The following is a 16085-nucleotide window of genomic DNA, read 5'->3' as shown; positions in this document are numbered from 1 at the left end:
CTGGCGGGATCGAGCGGCGAGTTAGCCGACCACCGAAATCTGCGGACGGCCGCTCTGCTCTTCGAGCCAGGGCGGAGGCGGCATGTTGCGGTGGGCGTTGGCCAGGGCCTCGGACCAGCGGCGGCCGAGGTCCTTGAAGTAGGGGTCGTCGACCTCGATGCGGCGCTGCTCGCCATGCACGCTGTCGCGCTTGATCACGACCATGTCGAACGGGGCGCCGACGGCGACGTTGGAGCGGATGGTCGAGTCGAAGGAGATCAGTCCCAGCTTGACCGCCTCGGCCATGGGGGTGTCGGGGCGCAGGGCGCGGTCGAGGATGGGCTTGCCGTACTTGAGCTCGCCGATCTGCATATACGGGGTGTCCGCGCTGCACTCGATGAAATTGCCCTGGGCGTAGATCAGATACAGGCCCATCTTGCCGCCACGGATCTGGCCGCCCAGCAGCATGGAGGCCGAGACCTTCAGGCTGTCGGCCTCGAGCGAGGGGGCGATTTCCTTGCGGACCTGATTGAGCGCATAGCCGACCAGCTGGGCCGCGCGGAACAGGCTGGGCGTGGTCTCGAGCGTCTCGATGTCGTCATGGCCGGGCATCTTGATGCCCTCGGCGACCATGGAGAGCGCCGTCTGGGTGACCGACAGATTGCCGGCGGTGCAGATGGAGATGATCCGCTCGCCCGGGACTTCGGTGACGTGCAGCTTCTTGTAGGACGAGATGTTGTCGACGCCCGCGTTCGTCCGGGTGTCGGCGATCATCGCCAGACCTTCATTCACCAACATGCCGACGCAATAGGTCATCGGTTCAGTACAGCCTCGGGGCGCGCACGCGCTAAGCAAGCCGTAACGCTAACAGATTCTCTTCTCACAACGACCCTTGACACTTCATGACCATCCGATGGTCTGTTGTTGTTGCTGGGTCTGTTGCATCTGGCGCACACGCAGGGCCACGGTCATGGTCTCAGGGCCGCCGCCGTAGCTGGTGCCCCGGAAGGGCGAGGCCCCGAGCGCGTCCAGTCCCGAGGCGACCCGCACATAGTGTTCGGTCGGGGCGATGCCATTGGCCGCGTCGAAGCCCACCCAGCCCAGATCGGGAACCCAGGCCTCGGCCCAGGCGTGGGCGGCGTCCTGATCGATGATCCCGTCCGACCGGTGCAGGTGACCCGAGACATAGCGGGCCGGAATGCCCATGCGGCGGGCGCAGGCGATGAAGATCTGGGCGTGGTCCTGACAGACGCCCTGACGCTGGGCGAAGGCGTCGGCGGCGGTGTGATCGGCGGTCGTGGCCCCGACCATGAAGGCGACCTCGCCGTGAATGGCCGACATCAGCCGGTGCAGACGAGCCAGGACGTCGCCCTCTCCGTCCACCTTGTCGGTGAACTGGCGCAGGGCCGCATCCGCGTGGGTCAGCGGCGTGTCGCGCAGATAGACCAGCGGCGAGAGGCGTTCGGGGGCGCCGCGCAGGACCCCGCCGGTGTCGGTCGTCGCCACCTCGCCCGAGACCCGGATGGTCAGGGTCGGCGTCGGCCGCTCGGTATAGAGGGTGTGGACGATGTTGCCGAAGGCGTCGTCGGAACGGCGCAGGCGGGTGTCGACGTCGGTCTCGATCCGCCACTCCCGCACCTGCTGGCTGTCGTTGGAGCGGGGCGTCAGACGCAGGGTCTGGACGATGAACCGCGCCGGCCGGGCGTAGGAATATTGGGTCTGGTAGTCGATCCGGATGCGCATCAGGTCACACCAGGTACTGGTCGTGAATGGCGGCGGCCAGATTGTTGTTCTCGTTCAGAAAACCGAGAATGTATTCGTGAAGGCCGGACTGGAAGATGTCCTCGATCCTGGCGTCGTTGAACTGGGCCAGACGCGCCGAGGCCAGACGCTGGGCCGGACCGCGCCGGCCGTAGTCGGTGGCCAGCTTCTCCAGATAGGAGACGATCATCCCCTGACAGCTGGCGAGCGAGCGCGGCATCTGTCGGTTGAGCACCATCAGGTCGGCGACCAGCCACGGCCGCACGCTTTCGCGATAGACCCAGCGATAGGCAGTCAGGGCCGAGACCTCACGCAGCAGGGTGGTCCACTGGAAATAGTCGAGCTGGCCGCCGACGCGCTCGTCGGCAGGCAGCAGCAGGTGATATTTCACGTCCAGCAGGCGGGCGGTGTTGTCAGCCCGCTCGATGGCCATGCCCAGACGCAGGAACCAGTAGGCGTCGTTGCGCAGCATGGTCCGCGAGGAGGCGCCCTCGACGTTCAGGGAGACGGTCTTCACCCATTCCAGGAAGCGCACGAAGTCGTCGCGCTTCGACGGCTCGCCCAGCTCGTTCATGCCGTTCCAGGCGCCGTTGATCGCCTCCCACAGCTCGATGGTCAGGGCGGTGCGGACCGAGCGCGCATTGGTGCGGGCGGCGGTGATACAGGCGCGGATCGACGACGGATTGTCCGGCGCGAAGGCCAGGTATTCGCGCACCGACTTCTCGTTCGGGGTCCGGCCCGAAGCGGCGAAGGCGCGCGACACGCCGGCCGAGGCGATGGCGCTGGCCCAGGCCGTGGCGGCGGCGCCGTCCTTGGCCGGCAGCGCGGCCAGACGCACGGCGGCTTCCAGAATCCGGGCGAGGAAGTCCGCCCGCTCCATGTAGCGGCCGGTCCAGTAAAGGCTGTCTGCGGTCCGGCTAAGCATCAGTCATCCAGCACCCAGGTGTCCTTGGTTCCGCCGCCCTGACTGGAGTTGACCACCAGGGATCCAGCCTTGAGCGCCACCCGCGTCAGGCCGCCGGGGGCGACACGAATGCCCTTGGGACTGGACAGGACGAAGGGACGCAGGTCGACGTGGCGCGGCGACAGGGCGCCGGAGGAATCGAGCGTCGGCGCGGTCGAGAGCGACAGGGTCGGCTGGGCGATGAAGTCGTCGGGATCCGCAATCAGCTTGGCGCGGAATTCCTCGATCTCGGCCTTGGTCGAGGCGGGGCCCACCAGCATGCCGTAGCCGCCCGAGCCGCCGACCTCCTTGACCACCAGCTCCGGCAGCTTGTCGAGCACCTCCTTGAGCGCGTCCGGCTCGCGGCAGCGCCAGGTCGGCACATTGCCCAGGATCGGATCGCCGCCCGAGAAGAAGCGGATGATGTCCGGCATATAGGTGTAGACGGCCTTGTCGTCGGCGACCCCGGTGCCGACCGCGTTCGACAGGGTGACATTGCCCGCCGCATAGGCCGCCATGATCCCCGGGATGCCGACCGCCGAGTCCGGACGGAAGGTCAGGGGGTCGAGGAACTCGTCGTCGACGCGGCGATAGATGACGTCGACGCGCTTCAGACCCTCGGTCGTGCGCATGTAGACGATGTCGTCATTGACCACGAGATCGCCGCCCTCGACCAGCTCCACCCCCAGTTTGTCGGCCAGGAAGGAGTGTTCGTAATAGGCGGAATTATAGGGACCCGGTGTCAGGACGACGATGTTCGGATCCGCCCCCGCGCCCGCCGGCGCCGAGGCCTGCAGGCTGGCCAGCAGCATGTCCGTATAGGTCTCGACCGGACGGATGCGGTGCTCGGCGAACAGGTCGGGGAAGAGCCGCATCATCATCTCGCGGTTCTCCAGCATGTAGGAGACGCCCGAGGGGGTGCGGCAGTTGTCTTCCAGCACCAGGAAGCCGTCCTCGCCGGTGCGGACCAGGTCGACGCCGGTGATGTGGGTCCAGATGTCGCCCGGCGGGCGGCGGCCCTGCATCTCGGGGCGATAGTGGGGATTGGTGAAGATCAGGTCGGCCGGGACGATGCCGGCCTTGATGCACTCCTGCGGGCCGTAGATGTCCTTGAGGAAGGCGTTGATGGCCGAGACGCGCTGTTTGAGGCCCTTCTCGAGGTCCTCCCACTCCTTCGCCCCGATGATGCGCGGCACCACGTCGAAGGGGATCAGCCGTTCATTGGACTCGACATCGCCATAGACGGCGAAGGTCACCCCCATGCGGCGGAAGAAGAGTTCGGCCTGACGCGACCGGGACTGCAGCAGATCGGACGGCGCGTTCTCGAGCCACCGGGCCAGGGTCCGGTAGCTGGGACGGATCTCGCCGGATCCGCTTTCGCCTGACATCTCGTCGAACGTGGCCCCATTCCCTCTGCTAAGCCGTTTCAGATTGGGCTGGCCTCGCCGCATCGCGCAACAGAAATGTTGCAGCGCAAAGACGTTTTCTTTCGCCGGGTCAGACCTGTGCGCCCCGCGCAGGGAGACGAACGCCCGAACCCCTTGACCGTTTCACTGTTACACTCTAGTGGAACACGCTATGACCGCCCCGATCACCCGCAAGGCCGTTCACAAGGCCGCCGACGACAGGATCGCTCTCTACGACGCCCTGCTGACGTTGAAGACGCGCGAGGAGGTCGACGCCTTTCTGTCGGACCTCTGCACGCCGTCGGAACTGCGCGCCTTCGCCGAACGCTGGGCCGTGGCGCGTCTGCTGCACGAGCAAGGCAAGTCCTATCGTGAAATCGCCGCCGAGGCCGGCGCCAGTCCGACCACCGTGGTGCGCGTCGCCCGGTTCCTGAAAGACATGCCGCATCAGGGCTACAGCCTGGTGCTGGAACGCCTGAAAAAGAAGAAAGCCTGATCCCGCCATGAGTACTGTCCAGGGACGGCTGCGCATCGCCGTCCAGAAATCCGGCCGCCTGGCCGACCGCTCGCTCGAGCTGATCCGCGACGCGGGCCTCAAGTGGGTCAAGGGCCACAACGACCTGCTGTACCGGGTGGAGAACTATCCGATCGACCTGCTGCGCGTGCGCGACGACGACATCCCGACCTTCGTCGCCGACGGCGTCTGCGACCTCGGCATCGTCGGCGAGAATGTGCTGGAGGAGGACAAGAACGGCGGGGCCACGGCCGAGGTGATCATGCCGCTGGGCTTCGGGCGCTGCACCCTCAAGCTCGCCGTGCCGCCGACGCTTGCCTACGAAGGTCCGCACTCGCTGCAGGGCCTGCGGATCGCGACCTCCTACCCCAAGATCCTGCAGCGGTTCCTCAATGACAGGGGGGTTCAGGCGGACACCGTCATCATGCGCGGCGCGGTCGAGGTGGCCCCACGACTGAAGCTGGCCTCGGCCATCTGCGACCTCGTTTCGACCGGCGCGACGCTGGAGGCCAACGGCCTGAACGCCAAGGAGACGGTGTTCGAAAGCCAGGCCGTCCTGATCAAATCGCCGACCGGACCCGAGCCCGAGCTGGCCCATCTGCTGGACTCCATCATCGAGCGGATGGCGGGCGTCGTGTCCTCTCAAGGGGCCAAATACGTGATGCTGAACGCCCCGCGCTCGGCGTTGGATGAGATCACCGCCATCCTGCCCGGAGCCGGCGCCCCGACCGTCATGCCCCTGATGGGTCGCGACGACGCCGTCGCCGTCCACGCCGTCTGTCAGGAGGCCGTCTTCTGGGAAACGCTGGAGAAGCTGAAGGCCGCCGGCGCCTCGGCCATCCTCGTCCTCCCCATCGAGAAGATGATGTGATGAAAAGGCTGGACTGGGCATCGCTGGACGCCGCCGGCCGCAAGGCCGCGCTGGCCCGGCCGACGCAGCGCACTGAAGGCCGCGTCGTCGATGTGGTGCGCGAGATCTTCGAGGACGTCCGCGCCCGGGGCGGTCAGGCTGTCACCGACTGGAGCCTGAAGCTCGACAAGGCCGCGCCGCGCCGGATCGCCATCACGCCCGATGTCGTGTCGGAGGCCCGCAACGCCCTAGCGCCCGCCGACGCGCGCTCGCTGCGCATCGCCGCCGAAAACGTCCGCGTCTTCCACCAGATGACGAAGCCGGCCGATACGCCCTTCGTCGAGACCACGCCCGGGGTGAAGTCGCGTCTGGTCTGGCGGCCCATCGGGGCGGCCGGCCTCTATGTGCCCGGCGGTTCGGCGCCCCTCTTCTCCTCCCTGCTGATGCTGGCCATTCCGGCGGGCGTGGCGGGCGTGCGGGAGCGGGTCGCCGTGACCCCGCCCGCGAAAGACGGTGGGGTCCACCCGGCTATGATCATGGCGGCGTCCGAGGCTGGGCTCGACGCCCTGTGGCTGATCGGCGGGGCGCAGGCCATCGCCGCCCTGACCTACGGGGTCGAACTGGCGGACGGGACCATCCCGGCCTGCGACAAGCTGTTCGGACCGGGCAACGCCTATGTCGCCGAGGCCAAGCGCTACGCCTCGGCCCTGCCGGGCGGACCATCGCAGGACATGCCGGCGGGGCCGTCGGAACTGCTGGTCATCGCCGACGGTTCGGCCGATCCCGAGATCGCAGCCGCCGATCTTCTGAGCCAGGCCGAGCACGATGCGGACGCCCAGGTGATCCTCGTTTCCGACAGCACCGCGACGATCAACGCCATTCTGGAAGCGGTTGAGGAGCAGCTGGAAACCCTGCCCCGCGCCGACATCGCCCGCGCCTCTCTCGCCGAGGCCCGGATCGTCAAGGTGCGCGACATGGACACGGCCTGCGAGGTCGCCAACCTCTATGGCCCCGAACACCTCGCCATCCAGACCGAGGACGCCGGGGATCTGGTCGAACAGATCGCGTGCGCCGGGGCGGTCTTCGTCGGCCGCTGGGCCGCCGAGACCCTGGGCGACTACGCCGCCGGTCCGTCCCATGTCCTGCCGACCGACGGCGGGGCGAAGACCCTGGGCGGGATCACTACCTCCAGCTTCATGACCTCGATGTCGGTGCAGACGGTGACCGAGGCCGGCGCCGCCGTGCTCGCCCCCGTCGCCGCCCGGCTGGCGCGGCTGGAGGGGCTGGAGGCCCACGCAAGGGCTGCGGATTTGAGGAGCGAGGGATGATGCCTGCCCTGTCGATCCTCCCCCGTCGGGGGAGGGGGACCGCAAAGCGGTGGAGGGGGCTCACCCCATACGCCACATCTGGATTTGGCCCCCTCCGTCACGACGCGAAGCCGCGTCGCGCCACCTCTCCCAACGGGGGAGGATCAAGATGACCCTCCCCGCCCCCTATGCCCCGCTGGTCTCCGGCGGCGAAGGTCTGGACCGCTATCCGGGCGACGCCTCGGCGCTCGCCGCCCGCATGGCCCAGATCTATGGCGCGCCGGCCGAACAGGTCCTGCCGGTGCGCGGCCTGACCCATGGGCTGGAGCTGGTCTGGCGTCTCGCCGCGCGTGAAGGCCGGTCAGTCCAGGCGCCCGACGCCCAGCCCTACACCGGCCTGGCCGCCATCTATCCGGGCAAGAGCGAACCGGCCGCCGTCGTCATCCGCGCCCTCGGCTCGCCGGAAGCCGTCGCCGAGATGGCCGAACGCGTCGCCCCCGCCCTGCTGGTCGTGGACGAGGGGCTGATCGAGTTCGCCGACGGCGCCTCGGCCGTGACCGTCGTCGGCGACCACGCCAATCTCGTGGTCCTGCGCAGTCTGTCGCTGGCCTATGGTCTGGCCGGAGCACGGGTCGGGGCGGCGCTGGCCCAGCCGCAGACCCTCGGGCGTCTCGCGTCGGTGCTGGAGCCCTACGCCCTGCCCGAGCCCCTCGTCCGGCTGGCGCAGCAGGCGCTGGATCCTTCGCGGATGATCGAGACCGCCGAACGCATCGCCTCGGTCAAGCTGGAGCGCGCCCGTGTGGCCCGCGAAGTCGCCCGCCTCATGACGGTCGAAAGCGGCGTCGGCCCCATCCTGATGGCCCGCCCCTCCGATCCCGAGGCGACCCTGGCCGAGCTGGCGAAATATGGCGTGGCGGGGGACCGTTCCGGCGACCGGTTACGTCTGCCGATCTCCATCAAGCCCGAGGTCAACGACCGGCTGCTGCTGGCGCTGGGCCTCAACGTCCCACGCGCCCGGCCGCACCGCACCGGACAGGCCGTGCGCGACACCAGGGAGACGCGCATCGTCTGCGCCGTCGATCTGGATGCGACCGGCCCGATCACGATCTACACCGGCGTCGGCTTCTTCGACCACATGCTGGAACAGGTCGCGGCCCACGGCGGCTTTTCGCTGCGCCTGTCGTGCGAAGGCGACCTGCACACCGATCCGCACCACACAATCGAGGACAGCGCCATCGCCCTCGGGCAGGCCCTGAAGCAGGCGCTGGGCGAGCGCCGCGGCATCGCCCGCTACGGCTTCGTCCTGGCCATGGACGAGGCCGAAGCCCATGTCGCCATCGACCTGTCGGGCCGGCCCTATCCGCTGTTCGAGGGGACGTTCGCGACCCCCTTCATCGGCGAGTATCGCACCGACCTGACCGCCCACGTCTTCCGCTCGCTGGCCGAGGCCATGGGCGCCGCCGTCCACATCAAGGTCTCGGGCGACGACGATCACCACAAGACCGAGGCCGTCTACAAGGGCTTCGGCCGCGCCCTGCGTCAGGCCATCCGGATCGAGGGCGACGCCGTTCCGTCGACCAAGGGCGTCCTGTGAGCGTCGCCATCATCGGCTACGGCGCCGGCAACACCGCCTCGGTCCAGTTCGCGCTGGAGCGGCTGGGCGCCGAGGCCGTCATCACCGACGACCCGGCGGTGGTCGCTGGTGCAGAACGGGTCATCCTGCCCGGCGTCGGCGCGGCGGGTTACGCCATGGAGCGGTTGGCGGCGCTCGGCCTGATCGAACCGCTGAAGACCTTCCAGCGCCCCCTGCTCGGCGTCTGCCTCGGCCAGCAGCTGCTGTTCGAGCGCAGCGAAGAGGGAGGCGGCGTCGATCTCTTGGGCTTCATTCCCGGCGTGGTGACGAAGTTCGACATCGATCCCGAACTGCCCGTGCCGCACATGGGCTGGACCCGGCTGACCACGGTGAAACCCGACCCGCTGATCGAGGGCGTCGCCGAGGGATCCTACGCCTATTTCGTGCACAGCTTCGTCTGTCCGGACGGCGAGGCGACGCTGGCCCGCGCCGACTATGGAACCGTTGTCCCCGCCGTGGTCCGCAAGGGCAACCGCTGGGGCTGCCAGTTCCACCCCGAGCGTTCGGCCGAGGCCGGCGCCCGCATCCTGAAGAATTTCCTCGAGCTGCCCGCATGATCGTCTATCCCGCCATCGACCTTCGCGCCGGGACCTGCGTGCGACTGATGCACGGCCGGTTCGATCAGGTCACCGAATATGACGAGAACCCGATGCGGCGGTTGGCGAGCTTCGTTCGCGACGGCGCGACCTGGGTCCATATCGTCGATCTCGACGGCGCCCAGGCCGGTCATGCCGTGCAGCACACCCTGATCGGCGAACTGGCCTCGAGCTTCGACGTGGCCATCCAGTCGGGCGGCGGGGTGCGGTCGGATCAGGACATCATCCACCTGCTGCGCGCGGGCGTGTCGCGCATCGTCGTCGGCTCGCTGGCGGTGACGAAGCCGGACGAGGTCGCGGGCTGGCTGGAACGGTTCGGCGCGGAACAGCTGACCCTGGCCTTCGACGTGCGCATCGGCGAGGACGGCGTGCCCGTCCCCTCGTTGAAGGGCTGGACCGAGGCCGCCGGCTTCGACCTGTGGGAAGCGCTTGACCGCTATCCGGCGGGAACCCTGAGCCACGTCCTGATCACCGATGTCGGCCGCGACGGGGCCCTGACCGGACTCAATCTCGACCTGCTGGCCGAGGTCCGCCGCCGCCGTCCGGACCTGAAGGTCCAGGCCTCGGGCGGGGTGTCGTCGCTGGACGACCTGACCGCCGCCGCCGCCATCGGCTGCGACGGCGCCATCGTCGGCCGCGCCATCTACGAGGGCCGGTTCACCGCGGCCGAAGCCATTGCGGCCTGCCAGTGACCGCGCGCCGGATCATCCCCTGTCTGGACGTCAAGGACGGCCGGGTCGTGAAAGGCGTGCGCTTCGAGGGCCATGTCGACATGGGCGACGCCGCCGAGCTGGCCGCCCGCTATCGCGATGAGGGGGCCGACGAACTGGTCTTCTACGACATCACCGCCAGCCCCGAAGGGCGGACGCTGGACTATGCCTGGGTGAAGTCGATCGCCCGGCTGCTGGATATCCCCTTCTGCGTCGCGGGCGGCATCCGCAGCGTCGATCAGGCGGCCGCCTGTCTGGACCACGGCGCCGACAAGGTCTCGATCAACTCCCCCGCTCTCGAACGCCCCGAGCTGATCGCCGAAATGGCCGAGCGACTGGGCAGCCAGTGCGTCGTCGTCGGCGTCGACAGCCGTTCCGAGAACGGCGAGTACGTCGTCCACAAATACACCGGCGATCCCGACAGCCGCCGTCTGGCCGGCAAGCGCACGCTGGACTGGCTGACGGAGGCGCAGAGCCTCGGCGCCGGGGAGATCGTGCTCAACTGCATCGATCAGGACGGGGTGCGGAAGGGCTATGACGTGGCCCAGCTGGCCGAGGCCCGCGCCCTTCTGACCATCCCCCTGATCGCTTCGGGCGGCGCCGGCTCCGTGTCGCACTTCCTCGATGTGTTCGAACAGGCCAATGTCTCGGGCGCGCTCGCGGCCAGCGTCTTCCACACCGGCGCCATCGCCATCCCCGACCTGAAGGCCTCGCTGGCGGCGTCCGGCGTGGAGGTGCGACAATGATCGATCCCAACGCTCTGGATTTTGAAAAAGGGAATGGCCTGATCCCGGCCATCGTTCAGGACGCCGACACGCTTCAGGTGCTGACCCTCGCCTATATGGACCGGGCCGCGCTGGAGGAGACGATCGAGAGCGGTGAAGCGACCTTCTTCTCGCGCTCGCGCGGCGGGCGGTGGAGGAAGGGCGAGACCTCGGGCAATCGCCAGACGGTCGTCTCGATCACCCCGGACTGCGACGGCGACGCGCTGGTTGTGGCGGTGCGCCCCATGGGCCCGGCCTGCCATCTGGGTACGACCAGCTGCTTCGGCGACGCCGATGCGCCCGGTCTCGGCCGGATCGCGGCGCTGGAACGCACCATCGCCGAACGCGCCTCACAGGATCCGTCGGTCAGCTATACCGCGCGGATGATCGCCGAGGGGCCCAAGCGTCTGGCCCAGAAGGTCGGGGAAGAGGGCGTCGAGACGGCGCTGGCCGGGGTCGCCGGTCCCGATACGGAACTCGCGAGCGAGGCTGCGGATTTGGTCTATCACCTGCTGGTCCTGTTACGCTCGCGTCAATTGGTGTTTCAGGACGTGCTGGACGTGTTGGCTCAGCGGGCCCAACCGGCCAAAGACGCGTCGTAAGAAGGGTCTTTCGCGGCCCTCATCTTCGGAAGGAAACAGGCATGGCGGCATTGGTGCTGTTCGGTGGCGGCGGCGATCTCGCCATGCGGATGCTGCTGCCCTCGCTCTATTTCCTCGACCACGACGGCCTGCTGCCCGAGGACCTGAAGATCATCGGCGCCGCCCGCTCCGAGGAGAGCCCCGCCGAATACATCGCCAAGGTGCGCGAGACCTGCGAGGCCAAGGCCAGGGCCGACAACGTCTGGGACGAGGCCGTCTGGAAGCGGATGGAGGCCCGGCTCGACTATCTCGCCGTCGACGCCACCTCGGCAGAGAGCCTGAAGCCGCTCAAGGACAAGGTCGGTCAGGGGTCGGTGACCTCCTTCCTCGCCGTCTCGCCGTCCCTTTATGCGAAGATCGTCACGGCCATGCGCGCCGCGGGTCTGGCCGAGGTCGATGACCGGGTGGTGCTGGAGAAGCCGGTGGGCCGCGACCTGAAGACCTTCCTCGAGATCGACGACGCCGTCGCCGACGCCTTCTCGGAATCGCAGGTCTTCCGCATCGACCACTACCTCGGCAAGGAAACGGTCCAGAACCTGATCGCCCTGCGCTTCGGCAACACGGTCTTCGAGCCGCTGTGGAACGCCCAGAACATCGACCACGTCCAGATCACGGTCGGCGAGACCGTCGGCGTCGGCGACCGCTGGCCATATTACGACGAGTACGGCGCCCTTCGGGACATGCTGCAGAACCATATGCTGCAGCTGCTGTGCCTGGTGGCCATGGAGCCGCCGTCGGACCTCGATCCGGAATCGGTGCGCAACGAGAAGGTCAAGGTGCTGCGCAGCTTACGGCCCATCACCCATGAGGAGGCCGAGCGGGTGACGGTGCGCGGCCAGTACGTCGGCGGGCTGGTCGATGGGAAGCTGGTCAAGGGCTACGACGAGGAGCGGGGCCAGCCGTCGGACACCGAGACCTTCGTCGCGATCCGCGCCGATATCGACAACTGGCGCTGGGCGGGCGTGCCCTTCTTCATGCGCACCGGCAAGCGGCTGCCCGAGAAGCGCACCGAGATCGTCATCCAGTTCAAGCCCCTGCCCCACTCCATCTTCGACTATGAGGACGGCGAGCCGCAGGCCAACAAGATGATCATCGAGCTGCAGCCCGAGGAAGACATCTCCCTGACGGTGATGAACAAAAAGGCGGGCCTCGACAGCCGCATGCAGCTGCAGCCGATCAAGATGAGCCTGAGCTGGGGCTTCCGGGACAGGAACGACGTCCCGCCACGCCGCCGCATCGCCTATGAGCGGCTGCTGCTCGATGCGCTGAAGGGCGACTCGACCCTGTTCGTGCGCCGCGACGAGGCGGAGCAGGCGTGGAAATGGGTCGACGAGGTCTCCGAGGCCTGGGTCGACGGCGATGTGAAGCCGCAGGAATATGTCGCCGGGACCTGGGGTCCGGACGGCTCGGACATGCTGATGGCCCGCACCGGCCGCGACTGGAACACGACCGATGCTTGAGTCCTTCCCCACCGTCGACGCCTGGGCGAAGACCATCGCCGGGCGGCTCGAGGAGACCCTCGGCGAGGCGGTCATCGCCAACGGCCGCGCAGCCTTCGCCGGTCCCGGCGGATCGACCCCGTCGCCCGTCTATGCGCGGATGGCCCAGGCCGACATCGACTGGTCGAAGATCGCCGTGACCCTGGTGGACGAGCGCTATGTGCCCGAGAGCTCGCCGGAGTCGAACGCCCGGCTGATCCGCGACGTCCTGCTGCAGGACAAGGCCGCCAGCGCGACCTTCATCCCCCTCTATACGCCCGAGGTCACCGTCGACCGCGCCGCCGCGGTCGCGTCCCACGCCCTGGGCAGCGTCACGGGCGGACGTTTCGACGCGGTCCTTCTGGGCATGGGGGAGGATGGCCATATCTGCTCCATGTTCCCCAACAGCCCGACCCTGAAGACCCTGCTGACCCCGACGCTGAAGCCGACGGTGCTGGGCGTGCCCCACGGCCGCGACGGCTCGGCGCCGACGCTGGAGCGAATCTCGATCAACCTGCCCTGGCTGATGCAGGCCGAGCGGGTCATCCTGGGTCTCAAGGGCGCCGCCAAGCGCGAGGTCTTTGAAATGGAGGCCGAAGGCGATCCGGCCATCCAGCCCATCGCCGCCCTGATCGCCAACAAGGTCCCGCTCGAAGTCGTGTGGACGGAAGCCAGCTGATGCCCACTCTCCATCCCGTCGTGGCCGAGGTCACCGCCCGTATCGTCGAGCGCTCGAAGGCGACCCGCGCCGACTACATCCGCCGCATGGACGCCGCCCGCGACAGCGGGGCCGGCCGCGCCAAGCTGAGCTGCGCCAACTGGGCCCACGCCTTCGCCGGCCAGACCATCGCCGACAAGCTGACCGCGATGGACGGATCGAAGCCCAATGTCGGCATCGTCACCGCCTATAACGACATGCTCTCGGCCCACCAGCCGTTCGAGCGGTTTCCCGACATCATCCGCAAGGCGGCGCGCGAGGCGGGCGGCACGGCCCAGGTCGCGGGCGGAACTCCGGCCATGTGCGACGGCGTCACGCAAGGCCGTCCGGGCATGGAGCTGTCGCTGTTCAGCCGCGACGCCATCGCCATGGCCGCAGGCGTGGCCCTGACCCACGACGCCTTCGATTCCGCCATCATGCTGGGCGTCTGCGACAAGATCGTCCCCGGCCTGTTCATGGGGGCCCTCGCCTTCGGTCACCTGCCCGTCGTCTTCGCCCCGGCCGGTCCCATGCCCTCGGGCATCCCCAACGCCGAAAAGGCCCGGGTCCGCGCCGAATATGCCCAGGGCAAGGTCGACCGGAACGTACTGCTCGCGAGCGAGGTCGGCTCCTACCATTCGCCCGGCACCTGCACCTTCTACGGCACGGCCAACTCCAACCAGATGATGATGGAGCTGGGCGGGCTGCACATGCCTTCCACTGCCTTCGTCCATCCTGACACCGGCCTGCGCGACGCCCTGACGGCCGCCGCCGCCAAGCGGGCGGTGGAACTGGCCAGGACCGGCGAGTGCCGCATGGCCGACGTCATCGACGAGAAGGCCGTGGTCAATATGATCGTGGCCCTGCTGGCCACCGGCGGTTCGACCAACCACGCCATCCATCTGGTCGCCATGGCCCGGGCGGCCGGCGTCCTGATCGACTGGACCGACATGGACCAGCTGTCGGCAGTCACCCCCCTGCTGGCCCGCGTCTATCCGAACGGCTCGGCCGATGTGAACGCCTTCCAGGCCGCCGGCGGCGTCGCCTTCATCGCCCGCGAACTGGCCGAGAACGGCCACATCCACTCCGACGTCACCACCGTGATGGGCAAGGGTATCGACGCCTACTTCCAGGAGCCGTCGATGGTCGAGGGCGAGCTGGTCTGGCGCGACGGGGTCAGGGAAAGCCTCGACCTCGACATCCTGCGCCCCGTCTCCAACCCCTTCGACACCGAGGGCGGTCTGCGTCTGGTCAAGGGCGACCTCGGCCGGGCCGTCATCAAGGTCTCGGCGGTCAAGCCCGAGCACCGGATCGTCGAGGCGCCGGCCGCCGTGTTCGAGACCCAGGAAGACGTTCAGGCCGCCTTCAAGGCCGATGAGCTGAACCGCGACGTCGTCATCGTCCTGCGCTTCCAGGGCCCGCGCGCCAACGGCATGCCGGAACTGCACTCCCTGTCGCCGCTGATGTCGGTGCTGTGGGATCGCGGTTTCCGCGTCGCCCTGGTCACCGACGGCCGGATGTCGGGCGCCTCGGGCAAGACCCCGGCCGCCATCCACGTCTCGCCCGAAGCCCTCGCAGGCGGTCCCCTGGCCTATGTCCAGGACGGCGACATCATTCGTCTGGACGCCGAGGCCGGGGTCCTGACCACGGTCGCCGTCGCCGACCTGCAATCCCGACCGCGCGCGAAGCGGTCGGCCGTCAATGCCGACGCCTCATCCTGGGGCTATGGCCGCGAACTGTTTTCGGCGTTCCGCCGGGTGGTCACCTCTGCAGAAGAGGGCGCCACCGTTTGTTTCTCCCGGGAGGATGAAGACTGATGGCCGTAACCTGGGACAAGACCCTGCTCGTCGGCGACGTCGGCGGCACCAACGCCCGTTTCGCGCTCGCGCACATGGTCGAGGGAAAGCCGGTGCTGGAGCATCACGACAGCTTCCCCGCCGAACGCTATCCGACCTTCCTCGAGGGGGTGAAGGCCTTCATCGACGGCTGCGACGTCAAGCCGACCGGCGGCGTCATCGCCGTGGCCGGACCGGTCACCGACGGCGAGATCGACCTGACCAACTCCCCCTGGGCGGTGTCGGAAAAGGAGCTCGGCACCCTGGGTCTGAACCCCGTGCGGCTGATCAACGACTTCGAGGCCCTGGCCTGGGGCGCGCCGGTGGTGCCTTCCGACCAGCTGGCCTCGCTGGGCGGTCCCGAAGAGGGCGACCCCCATTCGGCCGTGGCGGTGCTCGGCCCGGGCACCGGCTTCGGCGTCTCGGCCCTGATCCGCGATTCCCACGGCCGGGAGATGGCCATGCCGTCCGAGGGCGGCCATGCCTGTTTCCCGCCCGGCGATCCGGTCGAGGACGAGATCCTGCGCATCCTGCGCCGCCGCTATGACCGGGTCTCCATCGAGCGCCTGATCTGCGGCCCCGGCCTGTTGAACATGCACCGCGCCCTGGCCGAGATCGACGGACGCGAGAGCCACATCGACGACCCGGCCCAGATCACCCAGGAAGCCCTGGACAATCCCAACAGCCACTGCGGCGCGACCCTGGCCCGCTTCTGCGCCATCCTGGGCGCCGTCGCCGGGGACATCGCCCTGACCACCGGCGCGCGCGGCGGGGTCTATATCGCCGGCGGCATCGCCCCGCGGATCCTGCCCTTCCTGAAGGTCAGCCCGTTCCGCGAGCGGTTCGAGCGCAAGGGCCGGTTCAAGGAATATATGCAGGCCATTCCGACGCACGTTATCCTGCACAAACACGCCGCCCTGCTGGGCGCCGCCCGCGTGGCTTTTGCCGACCTCGGCTGATTGGAACCTCCG

Annotated in this window: 16 protein-coding genes; 12 read left to right on the top strand and 4 right to left on the bottom strand. The window is 68.4% G+C overall.

Features of this window, described 5'->3' with window-relative positions; genetic code table 11:
* Positions 1–21: 21 nt before the first annotated feature.
* The 4 genes from AC1ROD_RS03400 to AC1ROD_RS03385 form a co-directional block, all read right to left on the bottom strand.
* Complete coding sequence (locus AC1ROD_RS03400; RefSeq protein WP_492946846.1) at positions 22–777, bottom strand: proteasome-type protease; 756 nt, start codon at positions 775–777, stop codon at positions 22–24.
* 102 nt (positions 778–879) lie between these two features.
* Positions 880–1722 carry a transglutaminase family protein gene (locus AC1ROD_RS03395; protein WP_492946845.1) on the bottom strand — a complete coding sequence of 281 codons (843 nt, stop codon included), beginning with the start codon at positions 1720–1722 and terminating at the stop codon, positions 880–882.
* 4 nt (positions 1723–1726) lie between these two features.
* Positions 1727–2665 (bottom strand): alpha-E domain-containing protein, encoded by a 939-nt coding sequence (locus AC1ROD_RS03390; RefSeq protein WP_492946844.1) that lies wholly within the window; start codon positions 2663–2665, stop codon positions 1727–1729.
* On the bottom strand, positions 2665–4071 hold the full coding sequence (locus tag AC1ROD_RS03385; RefSeq protein ID WP_492946843.1) for a circularly permuted type 2 ATP-grasp protein: 1407 nt from the start codon (positions 4069–4071) through the stop codon (positions 2665–2667). Before AC1ROD_RS03385 ends, AC1ROD_RS03390 begins: the two co-directional genes overlap by 1 nt.
* Before the next feature lie 190 nt (positions 4072–4261).
* Here AC1ROD_RS03385 and AC1ROD_RS03380 point away from each other — a divergent pair, with 190 nt between their 5' ends.
* The 12 genes from AC1ROD_RS03380 (at position 4262) to glk (ending at position 16073) form a co-directional block, all read left to right on the top strand.
* Positions 4262–4585 (top strand): YerC/YecD family TrpR-related protein, encoded by a 324-nt coding sequence (locus AC1ROD_RS03380; protein ID WP_492946842.1) that lies wholly within the window; start codon positions 4262–4264, stop codon positions 4583–4585.
* A gap of 7 nt (positions 4586–4592) precedes the next feature.
* On the top strand, positions 4593–5474 hold the full coding sequence (hisG, locus tag AC1ROD_RS03375; protein ID WP_492946841.1) for an ATP phosphoribosyltransferase: 882 nt from the start codon (positions 4593–4595) through the stop codon (positions 5472–5474).
* The gene (gene hisD / locus AC1ROD_RS03370) at positions 5474–6781 is read left to right on the top strand and encodes a histidinol dehydrogenase (RefSeq protein ID WP_492946840.1); all 1308 of its coding nucleotides are present in this window, start codon (positions 5474–5476) and stop codon (positions 6779–6781) included. Before hisG ends, hisD begins: the two co-directional genes overlap by 1 nt.
* Before the next feature lie 148 nt (positions 6782–6929).
* Positions 6930–8354: an imidazoleglycerol-phosphate dehydratase HisB gene (hisB, locus tag AC1ROD_RS03365; protein WP_492946839.1), complete on the top strand. Its 1425-nt coding sequence runs from the start codon at positions 6930–6932 to the stop codon at positions 8352–8354.
* The gene (gene hisH / locus AC1ROD_RS03360; RefSeq protein WP_492946838.1) at positions 8351–8950 is read left to right on the top strand and encodes an imidazole glycerol phosphate synthase subunit HisH; all 600 of its coding nucleotides are present in this window, start codon (positions 8351–8353) and stop codon (positions 8948–8950) included. Before hisB ends, hisH begins: the two co-directional genes overlap by 4 nt.
* Positions 8947–9681 (top strand): 1-(5-phosphoribosyl)-5-[(5-phosphoribosylamino)methylideneamino]imidazole-4-carboxamide isomerase, encoded by a 735-nt coding sequence (hisA, locus tag AC1ROD_RS03355; RefSeq protein ID WP_492946837.1) that lies wholly within the window; start codon positions 8947–8949, stop codon positions 9679–9681. The genes hisH and hisA overlap by 4 nt, the downstream gene beginning before the upstream one ends.
* Positions 9678–10445 (top strand): imidazole glycerol phosphate synthase subunit HisF, encoded by a 768-nt coding sequence (gene hisF / locus AC1ROD_RS03350; protein WP_492946836.1) that lies wholly within the window; start codon positions 9678–9680, stop codon positions 10443–10445. The genes hisA and hisF overlap by 4 nt, the downstream gene beginning before the upstream one ends.
* Positions 10442–11065 (top strand): bifunctional phosphoribosyl-AMP cyclohydrolase/phosphoribosyl-ATP diphosphatase HisIE, encoded by a 624-nt coding sequence (gene hisIE / locus AC1ROD_RS03345; RefSeq protein WP_492946835.1) that lies wholly within the window; start codon positions 10442–10444, stop codon positions 11063–11065. The genes hisF and hisIE overlap by 4 nt, the downstream gene beginning before the upstream one ends.
* A gap of 41 nt (positions 11066–11106) precedes the next feature.
* Positions 11107–12564, top strand: coding sequence for a glucose-6-phosphate dehydrogenase (gene zwf, locus AC1ROD_RS03340; protein WP_492946834.1), 1458 nt, complete (start codon positions 11107–11109; stop codon positions 12562–12564).
* A complete protein-coding gene (pgl, locus tag AC1ROD_RS03335; protein ID WP_492946833.1) occupies positions 12557–13261 on the top strand; it encodes a 6-phosphogluconolactonase in 705 nt (234 codons plus the stop codon). Before zwf ends, pgl begins: the two co-directional genes overlap by 8 nt.
* Positions 13261–15096, top strand: coding sequence for a phosphogluconate dehydratase (gene edd / locus AC1ROD_RS03330; RefSeq protein WP_492946832.1), 1836 nt, complete (start codon positions 13261–13263; stop codon positions 15094–15096). The genes pgl and edd overlap by 1 nt, the downstream gene beginning before the upstream one ends.
* Positions 15096–16073, top strand: coding sequence for a glucokinase (gene glk, locus AC1ROD_RS03325; protein WP_492946831.1), 978 nt, complete (start codon positions 15096–15098; stop codon positions 16071–16073). Before edd ends, glk begins: the two co-directional genes overlap by 1 nt.
* Positions 16074–16085 lie beyond the last annotated feature (12 nt).

Source organism: Brevundimonas sp. GW821-FHT12E07, assembly GCF_058807035.1.
This window is presented reverse-complemented; position numbering and strand designations above follow the sequence as displayed.

Excerpts from the sequence above, each read along its gene's own strand:
- AC1ROD_RS03400 (WP_492946846.1), bottom strand. The coding sequence starts at position 777 with ATGTTGGTGAATGAAGGTCTGGCGATGATCGCCGACACCCGGACGAAC.
- AC1ROD_RS03395 (WP_492946845.1), bottom strand. The coding sequence starts at position 1,722 with ATGCGCATCCGGATCGACTACCAGACCCAATATTCCTACGCCCGGCCG.
- AC1ROD_RS03390 (WP_492946844.1), bottom strand. The coding sequence starts at position 2,665 with ATGCTTAGCCGGACCGCAGACAGCCTTTACTGGACCGGCCGCTACATG.
- AC1ROD_RS03385 (WP_492946843.1), bottom strand. The coding sequence starts at position 4,071 with ATGTCAGGCGAAAGCGGATCCGGCGAGATCCGTCCCAGCTACCGGACC.
- AC1ROD_RS03380 (WP_492946842.1), top strand. The coding sequence starts at position 4,262 with ATGACCGCCCCGATCACCCGCAAGGCCGTTCACAAGGCCGCCGACGAC.
- hisG (WP_492946841.1), top strand. The coding sequence starts at position 4,593 with ATGAGTACTGTCCAGGGACGGCTGCGCATCGCCGTCCAGAAATCCGGC.
- hisD (WP_492946840.1), top strand. The coding sequence starts at position 5,474 with ATGAAAAGGCTGGACTGGGCATCGCTGGACGCCGCCGGCCGCAAGGCC.
- hisB (WP_492946839.1), top strand. The coding sequence starts at position 6,930 with ATGACCCTCCCCGCCCCCTATGCCCCGCTGGTCTCCGGCGGCGAAGGT.
- hisA (WP_492946837.1), top strand. The coding sequence starts at position 8,947 with ATGATCGTCTATCCCGCCATCGACCTTCGCGCCGGGACCTGCGTGCGA.
- hisIE (WP_492946835.1), top strand. The coding sequence starts at position 10,442 with ATGATCGATCCCAACGCTCTGGATTTTGAAAAAGGGAATGGCCTGATC.
- zwf (WP_492946834.1), top strand. The coding sequence starts at position 11,107 with ATGGCGGCATTGGTGCTGTTCGGTGGCGGCGGCGATCTCGCCATGCGG.
- pgl (WP_492946833.1), top strand. The coding sequence starts at position 12,557 with ATGCTTGAGTCCTTCCCCACCGTCGACGCCTGGGCGAAGACCATCGCC.
- edd (WP_492946832.1), top strand. The coding sequence starts at position 13,261 with ATGCCCACTCTCCATCCCGTCGTGGCCGAGGTCACCGCCCGTATCGTC.
- glk (WP_492946831.1), top strand. The coding sequence starts at position 15,096 with ATGGCCGTAACCTGGGACAAGACCCTGCTCGTCGGCGACGTCGGCGGC.